General features: G+C 71.6%; 20 protein-coding genes and 1 pseudogene. 15 read left to right on the top strand and 6 right to left on the bottom strand.

The features are described from left to right. Positions 1–10 precede the first annotated feature (10 nt). The 7 genes from ACIP79_RS38355 (at position 11) to ACIP79_RS38325 (ending at position 6,716) form a co-directional block, all read left to right on the top strand. Positions 11–1,147, top strand: a complete 1,137-nt coding sequence (locus ACIP79_RS38355) for a segregation/condensation protein A (RefSeq protein ID WP_401231502.1) — start codon at positions 11–13, stop codon at positions 1,145–1,147. Continuing rightward, complete coding sequence (gene scpB, locus ACIP79_RS38350; protein ID WP_401231499.1) at positions 1,144–1,800, top strand: SMC-Scp complex subunit ScpB; 657 nt, start codon at positions 1,144–1,146, stop codon at positions 1,798–1,800. Before ACIP79_RS38355 ends, scpB begins: the two co-directional genes overlap by 4 nt. Then, entirely contained in the window at positions 1,800–3,056 is a 1,257-nt protein-coding gene (locus tag ACIP79_RS38345) for a pseudouridine synthase (RefSeq protein ID WP_401231496.1), read from the top strand. The genes scpB and ACIP79_RS38345 overlap by 1 nt, the downstream gene beginning before the upstream one ends. A 353-nt stretch (positions 3,057–3,409) precedes the next feature. Continuing rightward, on the top strand, positions 3,410–4,009 hold the full coding sequence (locus ACIP79_RS38340; RefSeq protein WP_401231493.1) for a TIGR03086 family metal-binding protein: 600 nt from the start codon (positions 3,410–3,412) through the stop codon (positions 4,007–4,009). A gap of 176 nt (positions 4,010–4,185) precedes the next feature. Next, positions 4,186–4,944 carry an NUDIX hydrolase gene (locus tag ACIP79_RS38335; protein WP_401231490.1) on the top strand — a complete coding sequence of 253 codons (759 nt, stop codon included), beginning with the start codon at positions 4,186–4,188 and terminating at the stop codon, positions 4,942–4,944. Beyond that, on the top strand, positions 4,941–5,963 hold the full coding sequence (locus ACIP79_RS38330) for an ADP-ribosylglycohydrolase family protein (protein ID WP_401231487.1): 1,023 nt from the start codon (positions 4,941–4,943) through the stop codon (positions 5,961–5,963). The genes ACIP79_RS38335 and ACIP79_RS38330 overlap by 4 nt, the downstream gene beginning before the upstream one ends. Before the next feature lie 3 nt (positions 5,964–5,966). Next, positions 5,967–6,716 (top strand): DNA polymerase beta superfamily protein, encoded by a 750-nt coding sequence (locus ACIP79_RS38325; RefSeq protein WP_401231485.1) that lies wholly within the window; start codon positions 5,967–5,969, stop codon positions 6,714–6,716. Here ACIP79_RS38325 and ACIP79_RS38320 read toward each other — a convergent pair. Genes ACIP79_RS38320 through ACIP79_RS38305 form a run of 4 tightly spaced genes read right to left on the bottom strand, consistent with a single transcriptional unit; the run spans position 6,642 to position 9,139 of the window. Further along, complete coding sequence (locus ACIP79_RS38320) at positions 6,642–7,385, bottom strand: DNA polymerase beta superfamily protein (RefSeq protein ID WP_401231483.1); 744 nt, start codon at positions 7,383–7,385, stop codon at positions 6,642–6,644. The genes ACIP79_RS38325 and ACIP79_RS38320 overlap by 75 nt on opposite strands. Positions 7,386–7,407: 22 nt before the next feature. Beyond that, positions 7,408–7,812 (bottom strand): Rieske (2Fe-2S) protein, encoded by a 405-nt coding sequence (locus ACIP79_RS38315; RefSeq protein ID WP_401231480.1) that lies wholly within the window; start codon positions 7,810–7,812, stop codon positions 7,408–7,410. Beyond that, positions 7,809–8,390 (bottom strand): DUF6529 family protein, encoded by a 582-nt coding sequence (locus ACIP79_RS38310; RefSeq protein ID WP_401231478.1) that lies wholly within the window; start codon positions 8,388–8,390, stop codon positions 7,809–7,811. Before ACIP79_RS38310 ends, ACIP79_RS38315 begins: the two co-directional genes overlap by 4 nt. A 50-nt stretch (positions 8,391–8,440) precedes the next feature. Continuing rightward, complete coding sequence (locus tag ACIP79_RS38305; protein WP_401231475.1) at positions 8,441–9,139, bottom strand: hypothetical protein; 699 nt, start codon at positions 9,137–9,139, stop codon at positions 8,441–8,443. A 188-nt stretch (positions 9,140–9,327) separates the two neighbouring features. Between ACIP79_RS38305 and ACIP79_RS38300 the strand changes: the two genes are divergently transcribed. From ACIP79_RS38300 to der, 6 genes are all read left to right on the top strand, one after another. After that, a complete protein-coding gene (locus ACIP79_RS38300) occupies positions 9,328–9,792 on the top strand; it encodes a YidB family protein (RefSeq protein WP_401231472.1) in 465 nt (154 codons plus the stop codon). A gap of 117 nt (positions 9,793–9,909) precedes the next feature. Further along, on the top strand, positions 9,910–10,272 hold the full coding sequence (aroH, locus tag ACIP79_RS38295) for a chorismate mutase (protein WP_383689019.1): 363 nt from the start codon (positions 9,910–9,912) through the stop codon (positions 10,270–10,272). Continuing rightward, complete coding sequence (locus ACIP79_RS38290; protein ID WP_401231469.1) at positions 10,269–11,354, top strand: prephenate dehydrogenase; 1,086 nt, start codon at positions 10,269–10,271, stop codon at positions 11,352–11,354. The genes aroH and ACIP79_RS38290 overlap by 4 nt, the downstream gene beginning before the upstream one ends. 148 nt (positions 11,355–11,502) lie before the next feature. Beyond that, positions 11,503–12,198, top strand: a complete 696-nt coding sequence (cmk, locus tag ACIP79_RS38285; protein WP_401231466.1) for a (d)CMP kinase — start codon at positions 11,503–11,505, stop codon at positions 12,196–12,198. Continuing rightward, entirely contained in the window at positions 12,195–12,887 is a 693-nt protein-coding gene (locus ACIP79_RS38280) for a lysophospholipid acyltransferase family protein (RefSeq protein ID WP_401231464.1), read from the top strand. Before cmk ends, ACIP79_RS38280 begins: the two co-directional genes overlap by 4 nt. Before the next feature lie 61 nt (positions 12,888–12,948). Further along, a complete protein-coding gene (gene der / locus ACIP79_RS38275; protein ID WP_401231461.1) occupies positions 12,949–14,424 on the top strand; it encodes a ribosome biogenesis GTPase Der in 1,476 nt (491 codons plus the stop codon). A gap of 86 nt (positions 14,425–14,510) precedes the next feature. Here der and ACIP79_RS38270 read toward each other — a convergent pair whose 3' ends face one another. Then, the gene (locus ACIP79_RS38270; RefSeq protein WP_401231565.1) at positions 14,511–14,894 is read right to left on the bottom strand and encodes a hypothetical protein; all 384 of its coding nucleotides are present in this window, start codon (positions 14,892–14,894) and stop codon (positions 14,511–14,513) included. Between the two features lie 170 nt (positions 14,895–15,064). Then, positions 15,065–15,838, bottom strand: a complete 774-nt coding sequence (locus ACIP79_RS38265) for a hypothetical protein (protein ID WP_401231458.1) — start codon at positions 15,836–15,838, stop codon at positions 15,065–15,067. A gap of 533 nt (positions 15,839–16,371) precedes the next feature. Here ACIP79_RS38265 and ACIP79_RS38260 point away from each other — a divergent pair. Further along, entirely contained in the window at positions 16,372–17,046 is a 675-nt protein-coding gene (locus tag ACIP79_RS38260; protein WP_401231456.1) for a transglycosylase family protein, read from the top strand. A gap of 161 nt (positions 17,047–17,207) precedes the next feature. After that, a pseudogene (locus ACIP79_RS38255) lies at positions 17,208–17,714 on the top strand (transglycosylase family protein); the annotation flags it as partial. Between the last annotated feature and the right edge of the window lie 17 nt (positions 17,715–17,731).

Raw genomic sequence — 17,731 nt, 5'->3', positions numbered from 1 at the left:
TGCGAGCGCTATGCCCTCGTATGACGCCTCCGTTCCCCCCTCCGGCCCCGGTGCCGGCCGTCGGCGTGTTCTGGGGCGGGGGCCCGGGGCGGCGCCCCCGGCTCCTGCCGAGGAACAGGTACCGCCGCTTCCCCCTGAGTCGGAGCCCGCGGTGCCCGTCGAGCCGACGGTTCCTGTGGAGCCCGAGGTCGCTGTGGAGCCCGAGGTTCCTGCCGGACCCGAGGTCGCTTCGGAGCCCGAGGCTCCTGTCGAGTCCGCGCCCGAGGTTCTCGACGGGGCCGTGCCCGAGATTCTCATTGAGCCCGACCCCGTGCCCGATCCCGACGACGGGAGCGACGACGGCGTCTTCAAGGTGCGGCTCGCGAACTTCGAGGGCCCCTTCGACCTGCTGCTCCAGCTGATCTCGAAGCACAAGATGGACGTCACGGAAGTGGCGCTGTCCCGCGTCACCGACGAGTTCATGGCGCACATCAGGGCGATGGGACCGGACTGGGACCTCGACCAGACGACCGAGTTCCTCGTCGTCGCGGCCACCCTTCTCGACCTCAAGGCGGCGCGGCTGCTGCCGTCGGCCGAGGTCGAGGACGAGGCGGATCTGGCGCTCCTCGAAGCCCGGGACCTGCTCTTCGCCCGGCTGCTCCAGTACCGCGCGTACAAGCAGATCGCGGACATCTTCCAGGCCCGCCTGGACCGGGAGGCCCGCCGCTATCCCCGTACCGTCGGACTTGAGGACCACCACGCGGCGCTGCTGCCCGAGGTGGTCATCAGCATCGGGGCCGAGGGGTTCGCGAAGCTGGCCGTGAAGGCGATGCAGCCCAGGCCCAAGCCGCAGGTCTACGTCGACCACATCCACGCGCCGCTGGTCAGCGTCCAGGAGCAGGCGGGGATCATGGTGGCCCGGCTGAAGGAGCTGGGGGCGGCCAGTTTCCGCGACCTCGTCGAGGACACCGCCGACACCCTGACCGTCGTGGCCCGGTTCCTCGCGCTGCTGGAGCTGTACCGCGAGAAGGCCGTGGCGCTGGACCAGGAAGAGGCCCTCGGGGAGCTGGTCGTGCGCTGGACCGGCGGGGACAGTGACGAGCAGCCGAAGGTGACGGACGAGTTCGACCGGCCGCCTGAGGTGCCCAAGGAGGAGAAGAAGGCGTGAGCGAGGACACCACCGAGACCGCGGCCGGACCGCGCACCGTCGCCGACCTCGATCTCAAGCCCGCCCTTGAGGCCGTCCTGATGGTCGTGGACGAACCCGCGACCGTGGAGCACCTCTCGAAGATCCTGGAGCGGCCCAAGCGCCGGATCGCGGCCGCGCTGCGGGACCTGGCCGACGACTACGCCGTGCAGGGGCGAGGCTTCGAGCTGCGGCTCATCGCCGGGGGCTGGCGGTTCTACAGCCGGCCGGAGTACGCGATGGCCGTCGAGCGCTTCGTGCTGGACGGCCAGCAGGCCCGGCTCACCCAGGCGGCCCTGGAGACCCTGGCGGTCGTCGCGTACCGCCAGCCGGTCAGCCGATCCAGGGTCTCGGCGGTCCGCGGAGTCAACTGTGACGGCGTGATGCGCACCCTCCTCCAGCGCGGTCTGGTCGAGGAGGCGGGCACGGAACCCGAAACAGGTGCGATCCTGTACAGGACGACGAACTACTTCCTGGAGCGAATGGGCCTGCGCGGCCTGGACGAGCTCCCGGAGCTCGCGCCCTTCCTCCCCGAGGCGGACGCGATCGAAGCAGAGACGCTGGAAGGGGTCCCGTCGTTCGATCCGGACGCACCGGATGCAGATGCAGACGACACGACGACGACGGAACTTTGATGCGAAGCAGTGGCAGTGGCAGTGGCGGTAACAGCGGGCGCGGCAACCCCCGCGGGTCCGGCGGGGGCTCCAGCTCCCGCGGCTCCGGCGGCGGAGGCGGCTCTCGCGGGTCCGGCGGCGGGGGTGGCTCCCGCGGCGGGTCCGGCGGAGGCGGTAACTTCCGCGGGTCCGGCGGGAGCGGTGACTCCCGTGGATCCGGCGGGCGCGGCGCCCCCCGGGGAACCGGCGGGGGCAACTCCCAGCCGAGGAGCGCGGCAGGGCGTGACGAGCAGCCCAAGCGCCCCGGCAAGCCCCGTCCCGAGGAGCGCCGCTACGACGTAGGCCCCGCCGCGTCCCACGAGGGCCCGAAGTCAGGGCGCGGCAACGCGGCCCGCGGCGGTGCCAAGGGCGGTCCCAAGCAGGGCCAGCAGCGTGGCGGCCGTACGGAGCCGGCGCGGTCGCGCGAGTACGAGACGCGGGCCGAGGAGCGCAACCGGGACCGGTACGCCGGCAAGCCCGAGATCAAGACGCCCAAGACCCACCCCGGGGCCGAGGAGGAGGGCGAGCGCCTGCAGAAGGTGCTCGCGCGCGCGGGCTACGGTTCGCGGCGTGCCTGCGAGGAGCTGGTCGAGCAGGCCAGGGTCGAGGTCAACGGCGAGATCGTCCTGGAACAGGGCATGCGCGTCGACCCCGAGAAGGACGAGATCAAGGTCGACGGGCTGACCGTGGCCACGCAGTCGTACCAGTTCTTCTCGCTGAACAAGCCCGCCGGTGTCGTCTCGACCATGGAGGACACCGAGGGCCGTCAGTGCCTCGGCGACTACGTGACCAACCGCGAGACGCGGCTCTTCCACGTCGGGCGGCTGGACACCGAGACCGAGGGCGTCATCCTGCTCACCAACCACGGTGAACTGGCGCATCGCCTGACCCACCCCAAGTACGGCGTGAAGAAGGTCTACCTCGCGCACATCGTGGGCCCGATCCCGCGCGACCTGGGCAAGCAGCTCAAGAACGGCATCCAGCTGGAGGACGGTTACGCGAAGGCGGACCACTTCCGGGTCGTCGAGCAGACCGGCAAGAACTACCTGGTCGAGGTGACCCTGCACGAGGGCCGCAAGCACATCGTGCGCCGCATGCTCGCCGAGGCCGGCTTCCCGGTCGACAAGCTGGTGCGCGTCTCCTTCGGCCCGATCACCCTGGGCGACCAGAAGTCGGGCTGGCTGCGCCGCCTGTCGAACACCGAGGTCGGGATGCTCATGCAGGAGGTCGATCTCTAGGAGCGCCTGGCGCTTGTCGCCTGCCGCCCGTCGTCAGGTGTGCCAGTCGTTTTCGGCCGGTTCCGGGATCGTTCCGGAACCGGCCGATGCCTTTTCCGCTTCCCGGCCGTCTGTACGGGTGAGGGAAGGGAGCGCGCGATGGGCGCAGCGAGAGAACACGGGGACCGGTCGCCCTTGCGGGGCGGGACGTGGCGGATCCTCACGGAAGGGCGCCCGGCGGCCCTGGAGGGCCCTGTGCGGCGTCCGGGGCCTCGCGGGCCCGGAGAGGCGGCGGGCGAGCCCCGAGGGCTTCTGGGGTCCGCTGAGGCGCACGACGGATGCCGGGGGCGGCGTGGCACGGCGGGGGTGCGCTCGTGAACTCCGGAGAACTGCTGGAGCGTTCGCTCGCCTACGCGCTGGGGAGCGTCGCCGTCGTGGCGCCGGGGAGCCTGGGACGGCCGACGCCCTGCGCCCGCTGGGACCTGGGGGAACTGCTCGGGCATCTCGACGACTCGGTGGACGCGCTCTACGAAGGGGTCGCCGAGGGGCGGGTGGGCCTGTGCCCCACCCCGAGGGCGGCCGATCCCGTGTGCGCCTTCCGGGAACGGGCCTGCGCGCTGCTCGGCGCCTGGGCCGTGGTGTCGGGCGCGGTGCCGTCGGCCGAGCCCTCCGTGCGGGTGGGGGACCAGTCACTGGACATCGGGCCGCTGGCGGCCGTCGGCGCCGTCGAGATCGCCGTACACGGGTGGGACGTCGCCCAGGCGTGCGAGAGGTCGCGGCCGATTCCGCCGGCGCTCGCGGGCGAACTGCTCTTCGTGGCGCGGGAGTTCGTCGGGGACGCGGACCGGGGGGTGCGCTTCGCCGAGCCGGTCGGCGTGCCGTCCTCCCGGTCCGGGCCCGAGGACCGGCTGCTGGCCTTCCTGGGGCGGCGACCGGGCCCCGCGCGCTTCCTCTCGGGGCCCGGTCCGCACTGAGGGGGCCTACGGGTGGGGCCGCTGCGGCGGGAGCGGCGGTGGCGGCCTCCGGTCGCCCGAGCCCGTCAAGAAGCCCTCGAATCAGGTCAGTTGGAGGGTTGTGTGAGCACGCTCACCTCTCTTATAGTCGTGGTGACTATTAGTCGTTCTGACTATTAAGTGGGGAGAGGGTGGGCGTGCTCGCACGCGAAGGTCGAGCGCCGGGGGGCAGCGCACCCGAGGGTTACGACAAGTACGCGTTCGAGCCCTTCGCCGTCACCGTCGACCTGGCCGTCCTGACGGTCCGTGCGGGCGTGCTCCAGGTGCTGCTCGTCGAGCGCGGACAGGAGCCGTACCTCGGCCGCTGGGCGCTGCCCGGCGGCTTCGTGCTGCCGCACGAGTCCGCCGAGACGGCCGCCCGGCGCGAACTCGCCGAGGAGACGGGCCTGTCGGACATTTCCGGGCTCCACCTCGAACAGCTCAGGACCTACAGCGAACCCCGCCGTGACCCCAGGATGCGCGTCGTCTCCGTCGCCTTCGCCGCGCTGCTCGCGGACCCTCCCGAGCCGCGCGGCGGCGGTGACGCGGCGCAGGCCCAGTGGCTGCGGTACAACGCGCTCGGTCCTCTTGCCTTCGACCACGACCGGATCCTCGCCGACGCCCACGAACGCGTCGGCTCCAAGCTCGAGTACAGCTGTCTCGCCACCTCCTTCTGCCCGCCCGAGTTCACCCTCGGGGAGTTGCAGCAGGTGTACGAGACCGTGTGGGGAACCGTCCTGGACCGGCCCAACTTCCGGCGCAAGGTGCTCGCCACGCCGGGCTTCGTCGACCAGGTCCCGGGTGCCGCGCGTCTGACGGGAGGCCGTGGCAAACCCGCCGCGGTCTACCGCGCGGGCGGCGCCACCACCCTGCACCCGCCCCTGATGCGTCCCACTCAGGAAGGACGACCCACATGACCACCACGACGCTCGCGAAACGTGCCGCCACCGGATCCCTGCTCGGCCTCGCCCTCGGCGACGCGATGGGGTTCCCGACCGAGTTCAACTCCGTACCGGCGATCCTCGCCAAGTGCGGTCCCTGGCGCGAGATGGATTTGCCCACGCCGGCGATCGTCACCGACGACACCCAGATGACGCTGGCGCTGGCCCGCGGACTGCGCACGGCCATGGACCGCGGACTGCTCGGCCCGCTGCGGATGGAGCGGCCGGTGCGCGAGGAGTTCGTGAACTGGTACCAGTCGCCCGACAACAACCGCGCGCCCGGCCGCACCTGTCTCGTCGCCTGCAACCTCCTGAGGAACGAGAAGCGGCCCTGGCAGGAGGCGAGCCAGATCGGCTCCAAGGGCTGCGGCGCCAACATGCGCGTGGCGCCCGTCGGGCTCGTCCGCGGGCTGAGCGAGGAACAGCGCGCGGGCGCGGCCCAGTTGCAGGCCGCCCTCACCCACGGCCACCCCACGGCGCTCGCCGCCGCCGACCTCACCGCCCACGCGATCTGGCTCCTCGCCGAGGGGACCGAGCCGATGGGCCTGATCGGCCGACTGCGGTCGTACGCGTACGAGAACCGCCACCGCTATCACGCCCGTTGGCTCGGTGACCTGTGGACCCGCGGCCAGGACCCCACGCCCGAGCACTTCATCGGGCGCGGCTGGGACGAGTGCCTGGAGATCCTGGACCACCTCAGGCACGCCGTGCGCACGGTCTCGCCCGAGGCCGACCCGTGTCTGGCCACCGGCGGCGGCTGGATCGCCGAAGAGGCGCTCGCCACCGGCCTGTTGTGCTTCCTGCTGTTCGTCGACGAACCCCTGACCGCCGTACGCCGGGCCGCCTGCACCTCCGGCGACTCCGACTCCATCGCCTGCCTGACCGGCGCCTTCGCCGGGGCCTACCACGGCTCGGACGCGTGGCCGACCTCGTGGGCCGACCGCATCGAGTACCAGGGTGACCTCATGTCGCTGGGGGCGCTCTGGGACGCTTGAGGGATGACCGATCTCCTCGACGTCGACCTCATGTCCGTGGTGGCCGAACAGCCCGATCCAGTGCTGTTCGCCACCGTCTCGGGTGCGCACCTCTACGGCTTCCCGTCCCGCGACTCGGACGTCGACCTGCGGGGCGTCCACCTCCTTCCGGCGGCCGATCTGGTCGGGCTGCGCGATCCGGAGGAGACCCGGTCCCGGATGTGGGTGCGGGACGGGGTCGAACTGGACCTCGTCACGCACGACCTGCGCAAGTTCGTACGGCTGATGCTGCGCCGCAACGGCTATGTGCTGGAGCAGCTGCTCTCGCCGCTCGTCGTGCACACCACCGAGGCCCACCGGGAACTGGTTTCCCTCGCGCCGGGCGTCCTCACCCGCCATCACGCCCACCACTACCAGGGGTTCGCGACCACCCAGTGGCGGCTTTTCGAGAAGACCGGCGAACTGAAGCCGCTGCTCTACACGTTCCGGGTGCTCCTCACCGGCATCCATCTGATGCGCAGCGGCGAGGTACGGGCGGATCTGCGCACCCTGCTGGGGGAGGCCGGGGCACCCGACTGTCTGCCGGACCTGATCGCCGCGAAGGCGGAGCGGGAGCACGGGGCCGCGGACGTCCCTCACACCCGCGTGGCGGACGATGTCGAGCGGCTGCACGGACTGCTGGCGGAGGCCAGGGACGCGTCAGCTCTGCCGGAGACCGCGACCGCGTACGACGCCCTGCACGCCTTCGTCGTCCGGGTCCGCCTGGAGCGCTGACGCCCGGCGCGCGCGGATGAGGAAGTCCTCGACGCGCGGCCGGTCCGGCTCGGCGGGCAGTGGGCTCCCGTCGACCGACTCGTCCGCCTCTGTCGCGAGCCGGGCCATCCAGGCCTCGACGTGCGGCCAGGGGACCTCGCCCCGTTTCACCGCGAGCAGCGGCTCACGCTGATCGCCGACGTCGAGGGTGAGCCTGCCCGTGCGCAGCAGGTCGCGGGCGCTCATCAGCAGGCGGAGCAGGTGCATGGCGTGTTTCCAGCGGGGGGCGCCCTGTTGGCGTACGTCCGCCTCCAGCTTCCGGCGCTGGCCGAGCGCGTACCGGGTGAACGTGTCGTGCGCCTGGAGGGACAGGAACGCTTCGCGCAGGGCGAGGAGTTCGCGGCCCGTGTCGTCGGCGTACTCCACGACGGGGGAGTGCAGGCACTCCAGGATGTTCGGGTTGGCACGCAGGGCGAGCTCGCAGAAGCGCTCCAGTTCCCAGCTGAACTGCTCCTCGGCCGGGCCCTCGACGTGGGTCGGCGGCTTCTCGAAGTGCCAGAAGAGCGGGGTCGGGGCGACGAACACGCCCCGGCGGTCCGTGTCGCTGGTGTCCGTGGCCAGGCCGAAGGCGCGCGAACCCATCACGCAGGAGTAGATCGTGTGGTCGCGCACCAGGGCCTCGGAGTCCATGTCCCGGAGCGTACGGGCCCGATCAGGCCAGGCTGATCGAATTTCCCCGCACCGTGATCTGCTTCTCGGGCAGCGGCTTGGTGGCCGGCGGGTTGGTGACCGAGCCGTCCGTGATGCTGAACTTGCTGCCGTGGCAGGTGCAGTTGATGGTGCCGTCCGAGACGTTGGCCACCGGGCAGCGCTGGTGGGTGCAGATGCTGGAGAAGGCCTTGAACTGATCCTTCTCCGGCTGCGTCACCACGACCTGCTCGTCCTTGAAGATCTTGCCGCCGCCGACCGGGATGTCGGCCGTCTTCGCCAGTTCCTGTCCGGGGGAGGCGGCGGCGGACGAGGAGTCGCCGCTGTCGCCGTACTCACTGCACCCCGCGACGAGAGCCGCCGCGCCGCTCGCGAGAAGAATCGTGCGCCGCGTGGGGCGATGGGTCATGTCGTCACTCCGAAGGTGCGGAAGAACCAGAGGGCGGACGTCAGCCAGATGACGGTGAGGAGGGTGAACACCAGTCCGCCGACGATCGGCAGCAGCCAGCCGGGCAGTCGCTCCGAACGGAGCAGCAGCATTTTCGCACTGAAGGCACCGAAGAAGAAGCAACCCAGGAGAGAGTGCCACAAAACGCGTGTTTCGTACGTCTGATAGCCCAGCGCGTACAGGCAGTGCACCGCGACCGGTACCGACACCAGGAACGCGATCCGACCCGACCAGCGGTGCAGCGCCGACGACCAACTCGGCCCGGGCAGCTTCCCGTACACCATGAGGGCCGAGACGACCTGGACGAGCGCGAAGGCGAACGCCGCCGTCGCCAGCCAGGACTTCACGGCTCCCGTGCTGCTGAAGCCGGCGAGGTTGAAGGCGGTCCCCGCCGGATCGTGGACCTTGCCGTACACGCCGAGGCCGACCGCCACCGCCGCGGCGACCAGGGCCGGAACGAGATAGCGGGCCGGGCTCGGAGCGCGTCCGGGCGGTCGGAGCGGGAAGCCCCGGGTGGCGGCGTTCCGATCCACGGTCATGAACGGCTCCCTGCGCGAGAGGGGGTCGGATGATGGGGACGAGCGGGAGGTCAGGGCGTGACGGGCCGGGCGGTGAGCTGTTCGCCGTCGATCGTCACGGCGCCGGTCTCCGGGTCGATCTCCGGCGCCGGCGCGGGCTTGTCGTCGCGTTTGAGGATCCCGACCTGATCGCCACCGGGCAGCACGATCCAGCCGCCGTCGACGGTGGCGCCGCGCACGGTGGCCGTCGCCCGGTACAGCCCGGACGGCTTGACCGCCTTGTCCGCGGTGAATCCGTATCGCTGCCCGCCCAGGTCGACGGTGCCGCGGATCCGCCTGTTGTCCTGGAGCCTGCCGTTGAGCTCGTCGCCCTTCTTCTTGCCGGTGAGCCTCATCGTGCCGTCGTCCTCGACGTCGCCCTTCAGCCAGGACTCCTTGTCGTGGCCGTCGCAGAAGTACGCGATCGCCTTGCCGCCCCGCACGGTGACCGCGATCGCCGAGGAGTCGTCGTCGGTACGGCCCGCGTAGTCGGCGTTGGACGGCGCGTTCCTCGACGGAGACGGCGAAGGCGACGCGGTGGACTTCGTGGGCGCCGGGCTCGGCGTGGCGCTCGGCTTCGGGCTGGGCGACGTGGACGCGGCGGGCGCGACCTCCTGGGCCGACGACGCGGGCTTGGTCCCCGTCGTCGCGTTGAGCGACAGCAGGAACAGGCCGAGCACCAGCCCCACGAGAAGGGTGACAACGGGTCCTGGGCGCTTCGTACGGGCCATGCGGGCCTCCCCCGAGGCGAGTCTCCTGCTATCAGAGCGGACCCTCGCCCCGGCGTCCAGAGGCGCACGGATGCGTTCTCACTACACGGGGGACGAGTGGCGGAAGAGGACGGTTCGAGTGACATTGGCAGGGTCTGAGGCCGGACGGTGACGTGCCCCCGGCCCGCTCTCGAAAGGCGTGACCAACCATGGCGGGTAACGATCTCGGCAGTCTGCTCGGGGGCCTCCTCGGCGGCGGCAAGGGCGGAACGGCCGGTGGTTCCGGCGCGGGCATCCTGGGGGCGCTGCTCCAGTCCCTGGCCGGCGGTTCGGGCAGTGGTCATGGCGGTGCTCCTGGCGGTGCTCCAGGCAGTGCTTCGGCCGGCGGCAACCCGCTGGGCGGGCTGCTGGAGATGCTCACCAGGTCCGGGCTCACCGAACAGAAGAACTCCTGGGTCGGCACCGGCGAGAACCAGCCCGTGACCGGCGCGCAGATCCAGCAGGCGGTGCCCGACGAGACCCTCAAGCAGGTCGCCGACCAGGCCGGCGTCACCCCGGACCAGGCCGCGACCCAGATCGCCGAGACCCTGCCGCAGGCGGTCGACAAGCTGTCCCCCAACGGCCGACTGCCGTCCGCGTCCCTGGAGGACCTCATCAAGGCGCAGCAGGTCTGACCCCCGTTCCGGGTGCGCGGCCCCCGTCTCGGCAGGCGGGCGCCGCGCACCGGCGTGTCGGGGGCTGACTACGCTGGTGTGACAAGACGTACACGTACATCAGCAAGGAGCATCACCGTGGCGGTACGAGCGGTCCGGGGCGCCGTCCAACTGGAGCGGGACGAGGCCGGCCACATGGACGAGCAGGTCAGCGAGCTGCTCACCGCCGTCCTGGACCGGAACGGCCTCACCACCGACGACCTGATCAGCATCTGGTTCACCGCGACGCCCGACCTGCACAGCGACTTCCCGGCCGCCGCCGCGCGCAAGCTCGGCATCGTCGACGTGCCGCTGATCTGCGCGCAGGAACTGGCGATCGACGGCGCGATGCCCCGGGTCGTACGTGTCCTCGCACACATCGAGTCCGACAAGCCCCGCGCCGACATCGCCCACGTCTACCTGGGCGCGGCGGGCGCACTGCGCAAGGACATCGCCCAGTGAGGACCGCCCTCGTCATCGGCACCGGGCTGATCGGCACGTCCGCCGCCCTGGCCCTGACCGCACGCGGCGTCGTGGTCCACCTCACCGACCACGACCCGGAGCAGGCCCGTACGGCGACCGCGCTCGGCGCCGGCACGGACGAGGCCCCGGAGGGTCCCGTCGACCTCGCGATCGTGGCCGCGCCGCCCGCGCACGTGGCCGCGACCCTCGCGGACGCCATGCGGCGCGGGCTCGCGCGCGGCTACCTCGACGTGGCGAGCGTGAAGGGCGGCCCGCGCCGTGAGCTGGAGGCGCTCGGCCTCGACCTGTCGGCGTACATCGGCTCGCACCCCATGTCCGGCCGGGAGAAGTCGGGACCGCTGGCCGCCACCGCCGACCTCTTCGAGGGGCGCCCGTGGGTCCTGACGCCCACCCGGGACACCGACACCGAGGTGCTCAACCTCGCCCTCGAACTCGTCTCGCACTGCCGTGCCGTACCCGTCGTGATGGACGCGGACGCCCACGACCGGGCCGTCGCGCTCGTCTCCCACATGCCGCACCTGGTGTCCAGCATGGTCGCCGCACGCCTGGAGCACGCCGAGGAGGCCGCCGTACGCCTCTGCGGGCAGGGCATCCGTGACGTGACCCGGATCGCCGCCTCCGACCCCCGAATGTGGATCGACATCCTGTCCGCGAACCCCGGACCGGTCGCCGACCTCCTCGCCGACGTCTCCGCCGACCTCGACGAGACGGTCCAGGCCCTGCGCTCCCTCCAGTCCTCCGACGAGGCCAAGCGGCGCGAGGGCGCCACCGGCATCGAGGAGGTCCTGCGCCGCGGGAACGCCGGGCAGGTGCGGGTGCCCGGCAAGCACGGTTCCGCGCCGCGCCCCTACGAGGTCGTGGCCGTCCTCATCGACGACCAGCCCGGCCAGCTCGCCCGCATCTTCGCCGACGCGGGGATGGCGGGGGTCAACATCGAGGACGTACGCATCGAGCACGCGACCGGGCAGCAGGCCGGTCTGGTGCAGCTGATGGTGGAGCCGAAGGCGGCGCCGGTGCTGAGCGCGGCGCTGCGGGAGCGGGGCTGGGCACTGCGGCAGTAGCGGCCCGTTGTGAGGGTCCGCGCGAGGGCGCTGTCGCGACGGCCCAGGAAGGGCCAGTAATACGGGGTCCGTGAAGCCAGTAACCTTGTGCGGGGCGCGATCGTGTCCCGTACAAGCCTCCGCCCCGCACCAGGAAGGTGTTCCCACCGTGGAAAACGGCGCCGCCCGGACCGTACCGGCTGTGATTGTCGCGATTGACGGCCCCTCCGGCACGGGTAAGTCGAGCACCTCGAAGGCGGTGGCCTCGCAGCTCGGACTGAGCTACCTGGACACGGGCGCCCAGTACCGGGCGATCACCTGGTGGATGGTGAGCAACGGGATCGACGTCACGGACCCCGGCGCGATCGCCGCCGCGTCGGGCAAGCCGGAGATCGTCTCCGGCACCGACCCGCTCGCGCCGGCCATCACCGTCGACGGCACGGACGTCGCGGGCCCGATCCGCACGGACGAGGTCACCTCCAAGGTCAGCGCGGTCAGCGCGGTGCCCGAGGTACGTGCGCGGATCACCGAGCTCCAGCGCTCGATCGCCGCCGACGCGCGGGGCGGGATCGTCGTCGAGGGGCGCGACATCGGGACCACCGTGCTCCCGGACGCCGACCTGAAGATCTTCCTCACCGCCTCCGCGGAGGCGCGGGCCGCCCGGCGCAGCGGTGAGATCAAGGGCGCCGACATCAACGCCACCCGCGAGGCCCTGGTCAGGCGGGACGCGGCCGACTCCAGCCGCAAGACGTCCCCGCTCGCCAAGGCCGACGACGCGGTCGAGGTGGACACCTCGGACCTGACACTCCAGCAGGTCATCGAGTGCGTCGTCACCCTCGTCGAGGAGAAGCGGGACGCGAAGTGACCGAAGCACCGTCGGCACGGGGTGCCGAGGTCGGGCGCCGTATCGGCGTCGGACTGATGTACGGCCTGTGGAGGCCGCGCGTCCTCGGCGCCTGGAAGGTTCCCGCGAGCGGTCCGGTGATCCTGGCCGTCAACCACTCGCACAACATCGACGGCCCGATGGTCATCGGGGTGGCGCCCAGGTCGTCGCACTTCCTGGTCAAGAAGGAGGCGTTCGTCGGCCCGATCGGCTCCTCCATGCGAGCCCTCGGTCAGCTGGAGGTCGACCGCTCGACCGCCGACCGTACGGCCGTCACCCGGGCGCTGGGGGTGCTGTCGAACGGCGGTGTCCTCGGCATCTTCCCGGAGGGCTCCCGCGGTGAGGGCGACTTCGCGTCGCTGCGGGGCGGCCTCTCGTACTTCGCCCTTCGCAGCGGGGCGCCCATCGTGCCGGTGGCGGTACTGGGAAGTTCCGGGAAGAGCAGCCGGTTGATAAAGGGGCTGCCCCCGCTGCGCAGCAGGGTCGACGTCGTCTTCGGCGACCCCTTCGAAGCGGGCGACGGCAGCGGACGGCGTACGCGCAAGGCCCTCGACGAGGCGACCGTACGCATCCAGAAGCAGCTCACCGCGCACCTGGAGCACGCCAGGCGCCTCACCGGGCGCCGGGAAAACGCCGGGCGCCCCACCGGGCACCAGGCGACACTTGAGTAGTGGACCGCCCGATTTGCGGGCGTCCACCGATCACCACGATGAACGACGAGGTACGGACTTCATGAACGACCACATCCAGCCCGACGGCTCCGCGGAGCAGGAGCACGGGGCGCTTGGCGATGCCGAGTACGCGGAGTTCATGGAGCTCGCCGCGGAAGAGGGCTTCGACGTCGAGGACGTCGAGGGCGCGCTCGGGGAGGCCGGCCACGGCCCGCTGCCGGTGCTCGCCGTCGTCGGCCGCCCCAACGTCGGCAAGTCGACCCTGGTGAACCGGATCATCGGCCGCCGTGAGGCGGTCGTCGAGGACAAGCCGGGCGTCACCCGCGACCGCGTCACCTACGAGGCCGAGTGGGCGGGCCGCCGCTTCAAGCTCGTCGACACCGGCGGCTGGGAGCAGGACGTCCTCGGCATCGACGCCTCGGTGGCCGCCCAGGCCGAGTACGCGATCGACGCGGCCGACGCGGTCGTCTTCGTCGTCGACGCCAAGGTCGGCGCCACCGACACCGACGAGGCGGTCGTACGACTGCTGCGCAAGGCCGGCAAACCCGTGGTCCTGTGCGCCAACAAGGTCGACGGCCTGAGCGGCGAGGCCGACGCCTCCTACCTCTGGGCCCTCGGCCTCGGCGAGCCGCACCCCGTCTCCGCGCTGCACGGCCGCGGCACCGGCGACATGCTGGACGCCGTCCTGGAGGCGCTGCCCGAGGCCCCGGCGCAGACCTTCGGCACCGCGGTCGGCGGCCCCCGGCGCATCGCCCTGATCGGCCGCCCGAACGTGGGCAAGTCCTCGCTGCTGAACAAGGTGGCCAACGAGGACCGGGTCGTCGTCAACGAGGTCGCGGGCACCACCCGTGACCCGGTCGACGAGCTCATCGAACTCGGCGGCATCACCTGGAAGTTCGTCGACACGGCGGGCATCCGCAAGCGCGTCCACCTCCAGCAGGGCGCCGACTACTACGCCTCGCTCCGGACGGCCGCAGCCGTCGAGAAGGCCGAGGTCGCCGTCATCCTGATCGACGCCTCCGAGTCCATCTCCGTCCAGGACCAGCGCATCGTCACGATGGCCGTCGAGGCGGGACGGGCGATCGTCCTCGCCTTCAACAAGTGGGACACCCTCGACGAGGAGCGCCGCTACTACCTCGAACGCGAGATCGAGACCGAGCTCCTCCAGGTGGCCTGGGCGCCGCGGGTGAACGTCTCCGCGCGCACCGGACGGCACATGGAGAAGCTCGTCCCGGCGATCGAGACCGCCCTGGCCGGCTGGGAGACGCGCGTGCCGACCGGCCGTCTCAACGCCTTCCTCGGCGAGCTGGTCGCCGCCCACCCGCACCCGGTCCGCGGCGGCAAGCAGCCGCGCATCCTCTTCGGCACGCAGGCGGGCACCAAGCCGCCGCGGTTCGTGCTCTTCTCCTCCGGCTTCATCGAGCACGGCTACCGGCGCTTCATCGAGCGCCGGCTGCGCGAGGAGTTCAGCTTCGAGGGGACGCCGATCCACATCTCGGTGCGGGTGCGCGAGAAGCGCGGCGCGAAGAAGAAGTAGCGCCGCTGAGGCGTAGGTGGCAGTGACTGTGACGGTGAAGGGGCGGCTCCATGAGGAGCCGCCCCTTCACCGTTCTGCCGCTCCCCTCAGGGCTCTCGGCGCGGCGCGGGCGGCAGTGCGGCCGGGACGTGGTGCGTTCCGGTGCCGGGCTGCTGGCGGCCGTTCGTCTGCCGGCGCGCGGAGTAGGCGCCCGCGCTGTACGAGCTGTAGGAGTTGTGCGGGCTGTACGAGCCGTAGGAACTGAACGAGCTGAAGGAGTTCGTGGCCTGCGGGAGGTGGCCGAAGGCCTCGAAGCCCAGTTCCTCCTCGCCCTGGCGGTCGCCGGGCAGGGCCCGGTAGGACCTGACCCACTCGGCGTAGAGCGCGTCGTAGATCGGCGTGGCGGAGGGGCCGCCCGGGGAGTCCTGGGCCGCTCGCGCGGCGGGGACCGGCTGGAAGGGCCGGCGGCGGGGGGCGTCGTAGGTGTGCACGTACGTGCCAACGAACACGGCCCGCCACGGATGCGGCCAAGGCGTCGCTTTCGCAGGTCACCGGGAGCGTGCGGCCGGTCCCGACGCGGGCGCGGGGAACCGCGCGATCCCCGCTGACGGTCCGCCGTCAGCGGGGATCGCGCGGTTCCCCGGTCCTGCCGGTGGTGTCCTCAGGTCCCGGCGAGCGGCAGCGCGCTGGCGACGAGCTTGCAGTTGGCGGCGGCCTTGTCCAGGGCGTCGCGCAGCAGGTCCTCGCGGGGCTGCCGGCCGATGGAGCCGACCGGCGCCGCGAACAGGAGCACCTGCTGGTGCTTGTTGGCGGCGGCACGCCAGCTGTCGGCGACCTGGAGCGCCTGGTGGGCCTGCCACCAGGCGACCGGTGAGCCGCCGCCGGTACCCGGCTGGAGTACGGCGTGCAGCTGGCCTGCGGCGAGCAGCACGGACCAGCCGTGCAGCACGGGCGGCACCGAGTTCAGCTCGGTCACCGGCATGAAGCCCTGCTCGATGAGGAGGGGCAGGAAGTCGTCGCCGATGTCGGTCGAGCCGGGGCGGACGATGGGCCCGGTCGGCTCGACGACGAGCGCCGGGTGCAACTCGCCCTTGATCAGGACGAGTCCGCTGGTCACTCCGAGTACGGCCTGCTCGGGTCCGGCGCCCGCCGGGCCGCCCTCGGCGGTGATCGAGCGGACGGCGCCCTGGAGCTGCTCCTCGGTGACCTGCACGACCTGCGAGGGCAGGCAGGTGGCGTGGGCGAAGGCCAGAACGGCCGTCTCGTCGCCGATGAACAGGACGGTGCTGGTGCGCTCCTGTTCCGAGTCGCCCTGGGTGCGGCAGGACGTGCAGTCGTAACTGCCCGGGGCGTTCTCTCCGGCGAGCAGACGGTCGGCTTCTTCGTCGCCGATCTCGGCGCGTACGTCGTCGCTGACGTCGAGCATGCGCGGCACGGTGGCTCCTCGGGATGCGGTGCGTGGTGATGCCGGGTGGCCCCCGGCAGCTGAGATCCGGGGGTCCCCGGCTCATGAAGATGACAACGGGCTATCTGTGGCCGGAGTCACGCCCGGAAGCGAACGGAATCGAACCATCCGAAGCGCAGCGTGAGATCACCTACGGAATCCGTCACTCCGAGTCAACTTCGCGGGTGCCTGGGGAAGTTGGTCCGGTGAAGTGGGTCACAGGCCGGAGAGGTGACAGGCCGACATATCAGGAAATCCCCCAATGAAGTGGGTGGCCGGATCTCGCCGCTACCCTTGGTAATGGCGAACTGGCCTCGTATGACAAGGAGTTGGTTGATATCGGTCGGCGCGCTCCATAGATTCCTCCGCCGTGTGCACAGAGCACCGCTCGGGTACGTCCGCCGCCGAACGAACCGGCTCACAGCAGAGCCATCGGCGGACGGGGCGGAGCGCGACCACCCGCGTCATACACGCGGGGGCCGCGCCCTGCCTGGGGGAGCCCGGGTACGTGGAGAGGGAACTACATGACCGCATGTGCCGAGAACAGCACTCCCAAGGGCCGTACGACACGTACGGCCGCGGTCCTCGCCGGGGCGGCCCTGCTCGCCCCGCTGGGACTGCTCGCCGCGAGCGGTGACGCCGCCGCGGCCGACAGCGGGGTGTGGGACCGCATCGCCCAGTGCGAGAGCGGCGGAAACTGGCACATCAACACCGGCAACGGCTACTACGGGGGACTCCAGTTCTCCGCCGGCACCTGGAGCGCGTACGGCGGTGGCGCCTACGCGGCGACCGCCGACCAGGCCTCCAAGGACGCCCAGATAGCCGTCGCCACCAAGGTCCAGCGCGCACAGGGGTGGAGCGCGTGGCCCACGTGTTCGGCGCGGGCCGGCGCGTACGGAGGGGCGCCGACCTCCTCGGGCGGCGGCTCGACAGGAGGATCGGGCACGACGAAGTCGGCACCCGAGGCGGCACCCAGGTCCACGCCCGAGGCGGCGCCGTCGAAGACTCCGGCGCGTCCGTCGGGCGAGCGCACGAACCGGAGTTCGTCGCGCGGTGACTACACCGTCCGCAGCGGCGACACGCTGAGCACCATCGCGGCGTCGCACGGGACCGACTGGCGGGAGATCTACGCCGCCAACCAGGCCGTCATCGGCGGTGACCCCGACCTGATCGTGCCCGGCCAGCGGCTCGACCTCTGAGTTCCCCGTCCCTGAGTTGCCGCCCCGTCGTTCCCTCCGGAGCGCGGGACGCCGGAGACCCGGTGGGGCCCTGTCCGGTCGGTGCGCCGACCGGGTGGGGCCCCGGCCCGGCCGGGCGCGGCTGGACGGCCGGGCCGGGGACCGCTGCTTAGCGTGTGCCGATGCATCCCATGTGGCTCCCGCCGACCATGTCGAGCAAGTGCGTCCGGTACGCGGCCGCGGTCGCCGCCGCGCTGTCCGTGCTGGCACCCTCCAGGGCGGCCGCCGCGCCACCGCCTCCGCTGCCCGGCTCCGCGACGACGCGGTTGCCGTACGAGTGCGCGGACGACCAGTGGCCCTGGGGCTGTCTCGCCGAGTGCGAGAGCAGTGGCCGCTGGAACGCGAACACCGGGAACGGCTTCTACGGGGGGCTGCAGTTCTGGCAGCCGACCTGGAAGGAGTTCGGCGGTCTGAAATACGCCGCGCGCGCCGATCTGGCCACCCGTGCGGAGCAGATCAAGGTGGCCGAGGCGGTGCTGGCCGTCCAGGGCTGGGGGGCCTGGCCCGTCTGCTCCAAGAGATACAAACTCCAGGGCCGTATGCATGTGGTGAAGCGCGGCGACACGCTGTCGTCGATCGCCCGCAAGTACCGGATCAAGGGCGGCTGGCGGACGCTCTACAAGGCCAACAAGCAGATGATCGGGGC

Origin of the sequence: Streptomyces sp. NPDC088747 (genome assembly GCF_044751025.1) — a bacterium.
Classification (GTDB): domain Bacteria; phylum Actinomycetota; class Actinomycetes; order Streptomycetales; family Streptomycetaceae; genus Streptomyces.
This window is presented reverse-complemented; position numbering and strand designations above follow the sequence as displayed.

Excerpts from the sequence above, each read along its gene's own strand:
- ACIP79_RS38320 (WP_401231483.1), bottom strand. The coding sequence starts at position 7,385 with ATGGACTCCGAGGCCCTGGTGCGCGACCACACGATCTACTCCTGCGTG.
- ACIP79_RS38305 (WP_401231475.1), bottom strand. The coding sequence starts at position 9,139 with ATGGCCCGTACGAAGCGCCCAGGACCCGTTGTCACCCTTCTCGTGGGG.
- ACIP79_RS38330 (WP_401231487.1), top strand. The coding sequence starts at position 4,941 with ATGACCACCACGACGCTCGCGAAACGTGCCGCCACCGGATCCCTGCTC.
- ACIP79_RS38345 (WP_401231496.1), top strand. The coding sequence starts at position 1,800 with ATGCGAAGCAGTGGCAGTGGCAGTGGCGGTAACAGCGGGCGCGGCAAC.
- ACIP79_RS38310 (WP_401231478.1), bottom strand. The coding sequence starts at position 8,390 with ATGACCGTGGATCGGAACGCCGCCACCCGGGGCTTCCCGCTCCGACCG.
- der (WP_401231461.1), top strand. The coding sequence starts at position 12,949 with ATGAACGACCACATCCAGCCCGACGGCTCCGCGGAGCAGGAGCACGGG.
- ACIP79_RS38325 (WP_401231485.1), top strand. The coding sequence starts at position 5,967 with ATGACCGATCTCCTCGACGTCGACCTCATGTCCGTGGTGGCCGAACAG.
- ACIP79_RS38355 (WP_401231502.1), top strand. The coding sequence starts at position 11 with ATGCCCTCGTATGACGCCTCCGTTCCCCCCTCCGGCCCCGGTGCCGGC.
- ACIP79_RS38315 (WP_401231480.1), bottom strand. The coding sequence starts at position 7,812 with ATGACCCATCGCCCCACGCGGCGCACGATTCTTCTCGCGAGCGGCGCG.
- ACIP79_RS38300 (WP_401231472.1), top strand. The coding sequence starts at position 9,328 with ATGGCGGGTAACGATCTCGGCAGTCTGCTCGGGGGCCTCCTCGGCGGC.
- ACIP79_RS38260 (WP_401231456.1), top strand. The coding sequence starts at position 16,372 with ATGACCGCATGTGCCGAGAACAGCACTCCCAAGGGCCGTACGACACGT.